This window comes from Agathobaculum butyriciproducens (assembly GCA_003096535.1).
In the GTDB taxonomy this organism is placed as follows: Bacteria; Bacillota; Clostridia; order Oscillospirales; family Butyricicoccaceae; genus Agathobaculum; species Agathobaculum butyriciproducens.
The window spans coordinates 1-12,198 of the sequence record QEKJ01000017.1 but is presented as its reverse complement, the minus strand read 5'-3'; the positions used below and the strand labels follow the sequence as shown (position 1 = coordinate 12,198).

The 12,198-nt window shown below is 52.2% G+C and carries 8 protein-coding genes; 2 read left to right on the top strand and 6 right to left on the bottom strand.

Annotated features, from left to right (window positions below):
- Nucleotides 1-154: 154 nt before the first annotated feature.
- Both C7386_RS10710 and C7386_RS10705 read left to right on the top strand, forming a co-directional pair.
- Nucleotides 155-394, top strand: coding sequence for a DUF2442 domain-containing protein (locus tag C7386_RS10710; RefSeq protein WP_110435615.1), 240 nt, complete (start codon nt 155-157; stop codon nt 392-394).
- 22 nt (nt 395-416) lie between these two features.
- Nucleotides 417-3,980 carry an S-layer homology domain-containing protein gene (locus tag C7386_RS10705; RefSeq protein ID WP_116705519.1) on the top strand — a complete coding sequence of 1,188 codons (3,564 nt, stop codon included), beginning with the start codon at nt 417-419 and terminating at the stop codon, nt 3,978-3,980.
- 115 nt (nt 3,981-4,095) lie between these two features.
- Here the strand turns inward: C7386_RS10705 and C7386_RS10700 are convergent, their stop codons facing one another.
- The 6 genes from C7386_RS10700 to C7386_RS10675 form a co-directional block, all read right to left on the bottom strand.
- Nucleotides 4,096-5,529 (bottom strand): sugar ABC transporter ATP-binding protein, encoded by a 1,434-nt coding sequence (locus tag C7386_RS10700; RefSeq protein ID WP_116705518.1) that lies wholly within the window; start codon nt 5,527-5,529, stop codon nt 4,096-4,098.
- A 1-nt stretch (nt 5,530) separates the two neighbouring features.
- Nucleotides 5,531-6,349 carry a sensor histidine kinase gene (locus tag C7386_RS10695; protein ID WP_116705517.1) on the bottom strand — a complete coding sequence of 273 codons (819 nt, stop codon included), beginning with the start codon at nt 6,347-6,349 and terminating at the stop codon, nt 5,531-5,533.
- Nucleotides 6,350-6,358: 9 nt separating this feature from the next.
- Nucleotides 6,359-7,942, bottom strand: a complete 1,584-nt coding sequence (locus C7386_RS10690; protein ID WP_116705516.1) for a response regulator transcription factor — start codon at nt 7,940-7,942, stop codon at nt 6,359-6,361.
- 137 nt (nt 7,943-8,079) lie between these two features.
- The gene (locus C7386_RS10685; RefSeq protein WP_116705515.1) at nt 8,080-9,048 is read right to left on the bottom strand and encodes a sugar ABC transporter substrate-binding protein; all 969 of its coding nucleotides are present in this window, start codon (nt 9,046-9,048) and stop codon (nt 8,080-8,082) included.
- 88 nt (nt 9,049-9,136) lie between these two features.
- Entirely contained in the window at nt 9,137-10,081 is a 945-nt protein-coding gene (locus tag C7386_RS10680) for an ABC transporter permease (protein ID WP_116705514.1), read from the bottom strand.
- Between the two features lie 13 nt (nt 10,082-10,094).
- Nucleotides 10,095-11,588: a sugar ABC transporter ATP-binding protein gene (locus C7386_RS10675; RefSeq protein WP_116705513.1), complete on the bottom strand. Its 1,494-nt coding sequence runs from the start codon at nt 11,586-11,588 to the stop codon at nt 10,095-10,097.
- Nucleotides 11,589-12,198 lie beyond the last annotated feature (610 nt).

Here is a 12,198-nt window from a genome sequence, read left to right as displayed (position 1 = left end):
GCAGGCCGTATTGACGCTCAACACAAAGTCCAGTGCTGCTCGACCTGCTTGCGGATAAAAACTAACAACTTGTGAATGGTTTTTTGGAAAGGTTCACCGTATCCTATAGGTACGGTGAACCTTTCATTTTGTGTAAGCGAGAGGAGGTACGCATTTGGACCGGAAATACATTCAGTCAGTCAAGCCGCTGACCGACCACGTTCTGCAGGTCGATTTTATCTCCGGCAGCCGCCTGCTGCTGGATATGAAGCCTTATCTGGATAAATTCCGATTCCGGTCACTTTCCGACCCGCAGGTGTGGAACAGCGCGGTGACGAACGGCATTTTTGTCCGCTTTGGCGATGTTGAGATGAGCCATAACGAGCTGTTTTCCATGGCCGAGCAGGAACACTGACGCAGAAAAGGAGGAAAATGGTATGAGTAAAAAGCAGATGATACGACGGCGAGGGCTGAGCGCATTTCTGGCGATGGCGATGTGCTTCGGACTGCTGCCTGCGACGGCTTGGGCAGCGGAAGAAGGAGTTGCCATTGATGCAAGTAATTTTCCCAATAAAACCTTCCGGAACTATATACAGAAAGTGTTTGATAAGGACAATAACGACTTTTTCAGCGCGGATGAGATTGCTGCCGTGACAGAACTTACGTTTCAGTACCCGGATGACCCGAATACAGGTGTAGCGGGAATTACGTCTTTGAAAGGTATCGAGTACTTCACTGCCTTGACGAGTTTGGATTGTTCCTATCAAGACCTGACGGAATTAGACCTTAGCCGAAATACCGGGTTGACAAGTGTACTATGCTACGGCAATCAACTTACCGAACTGGATTTGAGTGCGAATACCCAGTTAATAGAATTGGACTGCAGCAGCAATGAGATTACCCATTTGGATGTCAGCAGCAATCATAATCTCGAAAAGCTGTCCTGCTATCATAATCGGCTTACCAGTCTGGATCTCAGCCGGAATAATAAGCTGACTTATACCTACTGTGATAGCTGGTGTCCTATTGAACCGGATGAGAACAACACGATCAATCTTGCTGAACTGGATGTTGACAAAACCAGTGACTGGGTTGGCGGCAAGGTTGAAAACGGCATTCTGACGATTGATGAAGGAGCAAAGAAGGTCACCTATAACTATCAGTGCGGTAATAACATCGAGATGCATGTCATACTGCATATTCATATATATGATGATTCCTGGGAATATAACGCCAATGAACATTGGAAGAAATGCACCAATTTTTGCACGGATGCGAACCAGGGGATGATAAAGAGCCCTCATGATTACAAGGGCGGCAATACCTGCTCCATCTGCGGCTATGTGAATGCTGCCGACACTTATGCTGTCACTGTTGAGGTTGATGGACACGGCACCGCCGGTGCGTCTCCGGCCTTCGCCAAGACAGATGAAACGGTCACGCTCACCGCGATTCCCGATACGGGTTATGCTTTTAAGACATGGGAGGTTATCCGTGGCGGCGTTGCCATTACCAATGATACTTTTATCATGCCTGACAAGCCTGTGACCGTCAAGGCTGTTTTTCAGGAAAAAACTGCGGCTCCAGTGATCAGCCCTAACGGCGGCAGCTTCAATGATACGGAGACCGTTACACTTACTTGTGACACGGAGGGTGCATGGATATATTACACCATAAATGGTGTAAAGTCTCATTACAGGGATCCGTTCACGCTGACGGAATCGGCGAATATCACAGCCTGGGCTGAAAAGATGGGCAAAGCCGATAGTGATATCGTCACAGCTGCTTTTATTAAGATTGTCGATGGCGTTGCCGTTGATACGTTCAATTTCCCCGACAAGAACTTCCGCGATGTCGTGAAAACGTTTGATACTGACGATAACAATATCCTCAGCGATACTGAGATTGCCGCAGTAAAGGAAATCGACTGCAAAGGCAGAGCCATTACCAACTTGAAGGGCATCGAGTATTTTACTGCGCTTGAGGATCTGTACTGTTACGATAACGAGTTAACCGAGCTCGATCTTAGCCAGAATATCAAGCTGGAAGAGCTGAATTGCAGTACAAATCGCTTGACGGTATTGGATCTCAGCCAAAATCCGAAGCTGAAAATGGTGATCTGCTCCGATAACGCGCTGACCGCGCTCAATCTCAGCAGCAACTCCAAGCTGACGAATCTGAATGCATCGGGTAATATTCGTGAGATTACACTGACAGGCAATACCTTTGATCTGTCGAGCCTGCCCGGCTTTGATGCGAGCCGCATGTCCGGCCTGACCGGCGGCAAAGTCAGCGGAAGCACTCTTACAGTAGATGGCAATGCCGCTGTCGTGACCTATTCCTATGACCTCGGTTATACCGGTACGGAACTGGATGACGCGGAAAAGGACGTTATTTTCACACTGGCGATTGCAGGACGCGGCACGGATATTGATATCAACAAGACCAACTTCCCGGATAAGGACTTCCGAGAGCTTCTTCTTGATAAAGAAGCCAATATTGATCGGAATCAGGATGGTAAACTCAGCACATGGGAAATTGCGCTGGTGCAGGATATTGATGTCTACGATATGGAAATCGCTGATCTTACGGGTATTGAATATTTTACGGAGTTGAAATATCTGGATTGTGCCGGTAATCACCTCACAAGTCTGGACCTCAGCCGGAATACCAAGCTGGCCGAGCTGGATGCAGAGAACAACACATATACGATTACTCCGGTCAACGACAGATTTTATCTTGCCTCTCTGCCTGCGGGTTTTGATGTAGCAAAGACCAGCCACTGGCAGGGCGGCACGGTCAGCGGCAATATCCTGACGATAAACAGCGATGTCGATGAGGTTACTTACGACTATGACTGCGGAAAGGATTTTACGACAACATTTACACTGGAAATCCCGACGCAGTACACTGTCACGGCTCATGGGCTGTACGGCGGAGTCATGGGGATTACCCCGGGCGAGGATTATACCGCACGATACACGGTCGGCGCTCAGGTCGGTCTTCAGATCGGCAAACGCGACGGCTTCACCCTGCAGGGTCTGACGCTCGAGGGAATCAGCGAAGAGCAGCTGCAATGGCAGGCAAAGGACGCAGAAAGCACAACTCGAGGTATTTCCTTTGAGATGCCCGCGCATAATGTGACGGTGACGGTCAACTGGAAGGCGAACGGCTCGTCCGGCGGCGGTGGAGGAGGCGGCGGCGGAAACGTCTCCATTCCCGACACCAAGATCCCGACCGGCATCTATGAGCACGGCACCGTCACCGTATCTCCCGAGTCTGCCTCCAAGGGCGACACTGTGACCATCACGGCAACCCCCGACAAGGGCTACACCCTCGAAAGCCTGACCGTGCTGGACAAGGACGGCAAGGCGCTCGCGCTGACCGACAAGGGCGGCGGCAAGTACACCTTCGTCATGCCGGCGGGCAAGATTACGGTGAAGGCAGCCTTTATGGATGACAACACCATGCTCAACTTCTTCACCGATGTGCACGCGGAGGATTATTATTATGACGCAGTCCTCTGGGCGGCGCAGAAGGGCATTACCGGCGGTATGAGCGACACGCTGTTCGCTCCGAACGCTGCCTGCACCAGAGCGCAGATTGTAACCTTCCTGTGGCGCGCGGCGGGTTCGCCTGAACCGAAGGCGCTGAGCAGCTTCGCGGATGTTACGGCAGATGCATACTACGCCAAGGCAGTTGCATGGGCAGTTGAGAACGGCATCACAAACGGTACGACCGATACCACCTTCGGCCCGGATGAGACCTGCACGCGCGCACATGGCGTAACGATCCTGTCTCGCGCAGCCGGGACAAATACCGCTTCGGGCAACAGCAATTTCGCTGACGTAGACGTGAACGCATATTACGCAAGTGCGGTCAAGTGGGCGGTTGACAATGGCATTACCAACGGTATCAGCAGCAGCCTGTTTGGCCCGGACAGCAGCTGTACCCGAGCACAGATCGTCACGTTCCTGTACCGTATGTATCAGGGCAAGTAAGCAGTACAACACAGATATCAGGCTATAACTGAAAAAACAGGACTCCTCGGAGTCCTGTTTTTTTGACAATCTCAGTATTTTTCCGGTTTCTATCCCGAAACCGACTGCGGTCTCATCATTTATTGAGATAGTGCAGACGGCGAAGAAATTCTTCATTATCCGTTTTTTCACAGATGGCATCGATGCCTGAGGAAATGATCCATACAGCCATGCCGCGCTGAGCACACAGTACGAGCAGATCAATGATCATCTTGTGATGTGTGGACTCCTGTCCGGCGAACGGGAAAAAACAGATAAGCAGGCGCGGATTAAGCAGATACCACCGATAATACGAAAATCGAAGCCGTTCGGGGTAGGACCAGCTGCTCAGTGGCTGCAGCAGCATTTCCTTCGGAAACCAGCGCAAAGCCTCGGATAAAATGCTGGATACAATCTTTTTGCGGATGATATGCTGTCCGGCCTTGGGGATAAGGCTGGTGCACAGATTGTCGAGCGCGGTCATATTGTCGAACAGCACGCCGCCGGGGCGGTCGGGTCGCTCAATCTGAATGCCGATCTCGCTGCCGATGACGCGGCCGAGATCGCCGGGCTGGTACAGGCGGCCGTTGAGCCGGAAAAAGCCGCTCGTCCAGCCGCGATCGCCCAGAAAGCATTCATGCAGGCGGCGGCCAGTGTTGTAGTTTTCATCGCGCAGAAAAGCAATCTCGCCGCGCCTGATATCAAACGTCATCGGCGGCAATGCGGGAAAGTGCAGATCCCGAACAGAAAGCACGGGGGCGCCTTCTGTCATAGCAGTATGCTCAAAGCGTTTAACGCCTCTGCCTCCCTCCCAGCCGAGCAGCTCAAACAGACGAGGGCCATATTCCTCCGGATACAATCTAAAAAATGTACGCCGGTCGCGGATTACATCGATGCGGCTCGCATATCGGAACATGAATGTTTCATCCATGTCAAACAGGAACACCGCTGTACCGTGGCGAAGCAGCAGCTGCACGCAGTCCATTAGCTTTGCAAGATCCTGGCGACGCAGCGTCTCGGTCAGCCGGTCGAGCACAAGCAGCTTGTAGCCGTTGAACCATGCACGAAAAATTGACAGACGGTAGTAGTCAAGCATGGAAAGGTCGATAAGCCGCGTACTCCATGGCAGATTAAGTCCCATCCGGTGGAGCATGTCAGTCGCTGCGAGTGATGTCAGCCGTTCGGTGCTTGGGAAGCGCTGCCGAAGATGATTCGTACGAACAAGTGCGAGAACAAAATCGCGCATGGTCAGTTCCTTGCTCGCGAAACGAGATTTGTCCACCACAATGGCATTCTGACGAATCCAGCGCTCCAGACCGGTTGCGCCAATGCGTTGTCCGCAGCAGAATGCCCGACCGTCGGTAAACACCGTTTTACCCTTGAAAATATCGAGATATGCAGTACCGGAGGTAAGGTGTTCATCAACATAAACACCGATACACTCGCCGTGTGCGATGGAAACATCAAACTGGTACTGCCCGCTCTCGCTGTGAAAATAGCCATGCTCGATGCGAATAAGCTCTTCTTTCATGTCAGTCTCCCTGCATCAGCAGCGGCATCGTGACGCAGCACTCCGTACCGATGCCCGTTGCACTGAAAACGCGAAGACCGTAATCTTCGCCGAACATCAGCCGAATACGGCTGTTAACATTGCGCAGCGCGATTCCGCCGCGTTTTTTATCGCCGGAGGCTGGGCTGCCATGGACAAATTCTTCGTTGAGCAGCATGACCTGCTCCTCGGGCATGCCGACTCCGTTGTCCTTTACGCGCAGGAACAATGTATTGGCACTGTTTTCAATGGAGATATATACGATGCCATGTCCGATTTTGCCTTCCAGACCATGTACGACAGCGTTTTCTACGAGCGGCTGGAGAATGAGCTTCGGCATTCTCGCCTCAAGCAGATCTTCATTTTCCATTTCAAGCTCCATTTCGAGTTTGTCGCCGAAGCGGCAGCGCTGGATGGTGAAATAGTTTTCTGCATTGTCCAGTTCATCCGAAAATGTGACATATTCCTGTACATTTGATATGGTATAGCGAAAAAACGTAGCTAACGCTTCGGTGGTTTCCGCAATATCCGCACAATCCGCCAGCAGAGCGTCCGAACGGATAGCCTCGAGTGCATTATACAGAAAATGCGGGTTGATCTGGTTTTGCAATGCCAGATATTCGGCCTGCTTCTGCCGCAGGCGAGTGATCTCCTCACCGTGCAGACGATCTACGATTTCCCGGAAGAACGCAAAAATCTCGCGGGAGCGGCTCCAGCCTGCGCCGAGGACGGCATCCACATCGCCGTCTCTGCCATAGCGGCGGAGTGCCCGGTGCAGTTTCCATTGTGTTGTCAGCCACATAAACGACACCTACCTGTAAAGCTTTTTGTATTCGGAAGGACTGATGCCCGTCGTTTTCTTGAACAGTCGCGAAAAATATTTCAAATCACGGTAGCCGATCTGATCAGCGACGTCCTGCACAGAGTTTTCATCACTGCATAGCAGCTCCTTGGCCTTGTTCATGCGCAGTTCAGTTAAATAATCCATAAAATTCTGGCCGGTCTCCTTTTTGAACATGGCGGAAAAATATGTTGCATTAAAGCCGACCGCATTGCTTACATCCTCAAGGCGCAGCGCCTCCTGATAGTGCTGCTGAATAAAGCGTTTGGCATCCGTAATCGGACGCGCCTCGCGCAGCATGCGCTCGTTGCGCAGACGATCTATTTCGCCACACATATCATCGTGCAGCAAGCGGAACAGCTCCTGTGCGTTGATGGCCTGCCACAAGCCGTCTATCATGCGCTGATAGAAGCTGTTGTCGGTCTCGCCGTTCCGCTGCATTCCGTAACGCATCGCCGTGAGGATCTCAAGAAACCAGTCCTCCAGCATCTTTCCCCAAAGCGGCTGCCTGGACATAACATCGCGGTAGCTGTCCTCGAGTTCACCGATGTACTGCTCCTTGTTCAGATATTCGGCGGCTTCCTGAAAACGGCGCTTACAGCTGCTGTCCATCGTGTAATATGCGTGAAAATCAGGGATATCAGTCTCCGCATCGCGCCAGACCGGAGTATGACACAGACGATCGATACACAGCCAGAGCGCCTCGCGCATAGAAGCGCCAAGCGCATCGGCAGCAGAGCATCGGCTGCCAAGGCAGATTGTCGCACGGATGCCCCAGAACAGATCGCGCTGCTTTTCTATTTCCTTACGTATTTTGGTGAAGCATTGCTTGACCTCAACCGGCTGGTACTCCGGCAGATAGGCCGCAACAGCGACACCTTCTCTTCGAATGGCTGCGGCAAAGCCGCATTTGAGCTGTCCAAGCTCCTGCCGGACGATTTCAAGTGCGTGCTTCATCATGGCGTGCACGCCATCCGGGTTCTTCCATGCTGATGGAATATCCGGCTTGACAATAGCGGCGAAATAACAGCCGTTGGATGGCAGACCGTATTCCAGATTGAACGACCGCACCGCACTGGAGGTACGGACATCGCCGTGTATCTCGCCTATCAGCGTGTCAATGATGCGCTCCTGTTCACGCTCATCGCTTTTCTTCAAACGGTACTCAATCGTAGCCTGCTCGCTGAGCTTGCCCTTAAGTCCGGTGAGAAGATCGGTCATCTCCTGCACCTTGAGCGGCTTCAGCAGATAACCCTCTACACCGTATTTCAGTGCGTTCTGCGCATATTCAAACTGGGCATAACCGCTGACAACGATAAAATGCAGCCCCGGCTGTATCTGCTTTGCCTGACGGATGAGATCAATGCCGTCAAAGCCCGGCATCCGGATATCGGTTACGAGCAAATGCGGCTGTTTGTCGCGTATCATCTCAAGCGCATGCATACCGTCGCTTGCCATGCCGACAATCTCAAAGCCAAGACTTTCCCAGTCAATCAGCTTGCACATCAGCAGCAGGACCTTTTTTTCATCATCTGCCAGTACGACCCTTAACATACATATTCCCCTTTGAAGGTAATTTTAGGAAAACAGATTTTACTTGTTGATAGGAAAAAGGGAAAACGTAACCGTTTTCCCTTTTTCTTATTCATAATAACACTGTTTGCAAGGATTTGCAAAGTATTTTCAAGAAATTACTCGTAATCCTTAACGTTGCTGGAGTCGATCCAGGTGTTGTCGGTTACGATCTCAGTGGTATCGAGGGTTTCGCCCTTGAGCAGTTTAACAGCAGCCTCGATGCCGTTTGCAGCCATAGCGCCGCCGTTCTGAGAAACTGTACCGGAGATACGGCCATCCTGAATAGCTTCGAAGCCGTCCGGCGTGCCGTCAACGCCTGCGATAACGATACCGGAGTTTGCACCTGCTGCGTTGCCGGCGCCTACTGCCATGCCGTCGTTCTCACAAACGATTGCGTCCAGATCGTAAGCGGACAGCCAGCTCTCAACGGTAGACTGAGCGCTTGCGGTGTCCCACTGGCAGTCAGCCGGTGCAACGACCTGCTTGATCTCGGGATAGTTCTTCAGAATGTTCTCATAGCCTTCCATGCGCTGCAGACCGCCTGCATCGCCGGACGGGCCGGTCAGGATAGCGATGTTGCCCTTGCCGTTGAGGAGCTTTGCAACCTGCTCCATCTCGGTTTCGCCGGCCTTTACGTTGTTGCCGTAGGAAACAGCGGAGATGCCGTTGTTCTGCCAGTCGGTGCAGGCAGAGATGATGTTGATCATAACAACGCCGGAATCAGCTGCGGACTTTGCAGCATCAGCAAGGCCGTCCGGATCAACAGGCTCGAACAGGATGGCATCATAGCCCTCGGATACACACTGCTCAATCTGGCTGATCTGGGTAGCTGCGTCCTGATCGGCACTCAGGATGGTCAGGTCAACGCCCAGCTCGTCAGCCTTGGCCTCAGCAGCCTCGGATACGGCAATCTGGAATGCGTTGGTCTGGTGCTGCTGGATGAGGGCGATCTTGTAGGAATCGCTGCCGGAATCAGCACCGGAATCGGTGCCTGCATCAGAACCGGTGGAAGTACCGCCGCAGGCAGCCAGACTCAGAGTCATGGCACCGGTAAGCAGCATAGCGAGAAATCTCTTCTTTGTCATTTTCTTTTTCCTCCTTAGAGACGTTGTGAATATGATGAAGAGGAGAGGGGAGCGCTAAGCACTCCCGCTGCCTCTTTATCAGCAAAAATCAGTTTTTCTTAGTCTTTCCCTTTACGTCGATCAGGACAGCTACCACGATGATAACGCCCTTGACGATCTTCTGCCAGTGGGACGATACGCCCATAATGTCCAGACCGTTTGCAATAACGGTGATGAGCAGACAGCCGATGACAACGCCCCACGGCTTGCCCACACCGCCGGTCATGGATACGCCGCCGACAACGCACGCCGTGATGGCATCCATCTCATAGCTCTCAGCTGCGGTCGGCTGGCCGATGGTAACGCGGGAGGTCATCAGGAAGCCGCACAGACCAGCCAGCAGGCCGGCAATGGCGAACGTGGAAATGCGGATGGCAGTGGTGTTGATGCCGGAAACGCGGGCCGCCTGAAGATTGCCGCCGCAGGCATAAACACGCCGTCCGTAAACCGTTTTGGACAGAACGAATGCACAGATGATGATAACGATCACAAGAAAGACGGACAGCATCGGGATGCCTGCGATAGAGGAGGCAGCGACCGCCTTGTATTCCTTGCTGATGCCGGTGATCGGCTTGCCGTTGGAGGTAAGCAGAGCCAGACCGCGAACTGCCGTCATCGAGCCGAGTGTCATAATAAACGGGGGCAAATCGCCGATGGCAACGCCGATACCGTTTACCATGCCGACAGCCAGACCGGCCAGCATCGCAACAACGAGCGGAACGATGAGCGGCAGGTCGCCCTTGCCGAGCAGCGCGGCCAGAATGCCGGTGAATGCAACGGTGGAGCCGACCGACATATCAAAGCCGCCTGCGATGATGACGAACATCATGCCGAACGCCAGAATGCCGTTGATGGAAGCCTGTTTGAGAATGTTCACGAGGTTGGTCGGTGCGATGAAGCTGGGCTTCAGGCAGGTAAGCACAACGACCAGTGCAATGAAGATCAGGAAAATGAAGTATTCGCTGATCAATCCCTTGATATTTTTCTGTTTCATTTCTCTTTTCTCCTTATACTTCAATCGCGGAGGCCAGTGTCATGATACGTTCCTGCGAGAACGCATCGCGCTGTACCTCACCGGAGAGATTACCCTCGCACATTACCATGATGCGGTCACAGACCCCCATCAGCTCGGGAATCTCGGACGAGATCATGATAACGGCCTTGCCCTGCTGTACCAGCTTGCCGAGCAGCAGGTAAATATCGCGCTTGGCGCCGACATCGATGCCGCGGGTCGGCTCATCGAGGATGATGACATCCGGGTCGTTCAGCAGCCACTTGGCGATAACGATCTTTTGCTGGTTGCCGCCGGACAGGTTGCCCGTAATCTGGTCGCCGGAAGGAGTTTTGATGTTCAGCTTTTTGATGTACTCCATGGAAGCGGCGCGTGCCTTGTTCTTGTTGTAAAGGCCGTGGCTGAGCAGCTTTTTGATGGCTACCATGGCGATATTGTCGTTTACCGAGCCGCTGAGGTTCAGACCGGTGACTTTTCGGTCCTCGGTGATGAGGGCCACGCCCTCCTTGATGATGTCCTTCGGAGAATGGACCTTGACCTGCTTGCCCTTGACGAAGATCTCGCCGGAGGCCAGCTCGTGCATACCGAAGATGCCCTCGACCAGCTCACTGCGGCCCGCGCCTACCAGACCGCCGATGCCGAGGATCTCGCCGCGGCGGACGGAAAGGCTGACGCCCTTTACCTTGTTGTCGGCACGGACGATGTTCTTTGCTTCAAAGATCACATCGCCAATCTTCGCCTCCAGCTTGGGGAATACATCGGTAATCTCGCGGCCGACCATCATTTTGATGAGTTGAGCCTCGTCGAGGTCCTTGGTGTCGCCCGAACCGATGTACTGACCGTCGCGGTAAACGCTGACACGGTCGCAGATGGAGAAGATCTCGTCCATACGGTGCGAAATATAGATAATGGCAACGCCCTTAGCGGTCAGGCTGCGGATATGCTCGAACAGCAGCTCGACCTCGCGGTCGGTGATGGCGGCTGTCGGCTCGTCCATGACGATGACCTTTGCGTTAATGGAAATTGCCTTGATGATCTCGATCAGCTGGCACTGTGCAACGGTTAGGTTGCGCAGCTTTTCTTTCGGAGAAACGTGCAGGCCGCACTCCTTGATGAGTTTTTCAGCCTCTGCGATCTCAGCCTTTGCATCGACCAGACCGTTTTTGCGGATCTCACGGCCGACGAAGATGTTTTCATACACGGACATATCCAGAATCGGATTGAGCTCCTGATGAATCATCGCAACACCGTGATCCATGGCTTCTTTCGGATTGGATACATGGTACGGCTGACCGTTAAAGATGATCTCACCGCCGTTGTCCTTTGTGTAAATACCCATCAGAATTTTCATCAGAGTGGATTTACCGGCACCATTCTCGCCCATTAAAGCGTGTACCTCGCCGGGCTTAACCTGAAGCTGCACATGATCCAACGCCTTCACGCCGGGGAAGGTCTTGCTGATATCTTTCATTTCCAGTACATACTCCATGCTGTTCTTCCCTCCTCATGTGTCATTTTATTGTCATTATTTTATCAAACTGCTGCACATAGGAAAACACACAATCTTCACATATGGGGGGACGATTTTTGGATTTTTCACAAATATAGCATTTTACTTAATTTGCACAGAAATATTTTGTGCTATATGCATAAAACGCTGCCGTCCAAATCTCCGGAAGCAAGCCTTTAGCGAAACGTTTTTCACTTTCGGTACGTTAACTCGAGCCGCTTTCTTGGCTTTCTCATAATATAATTTCCCGGAAATGATATGGTATATAAATGGCAGATGAACGTTTGCGTTGAACCACTGTCTATAGTTTCAAACTATGAACAATGACGAGTTTATCGTATTTTACAAAGGGGGCATCAGCCTCTATACTAATATCATAAAATAAACGAGCCACTGCTCATTGCATAGATCAGAAAGGACAACATCCTATGAAAAATCCCGCTCCTTATCGTTATGATATTGTCGGTAGCTTCCTGCGCACAAAGGCTATCCATGAAGCTCGCAGCAAGTTTGAAGCCGGCGAAATTTCCGCTGAAGAACTGACCAAGGTCGAAGATGCCGAGATCACCGGTCTGGTAAAGAAGGAAGA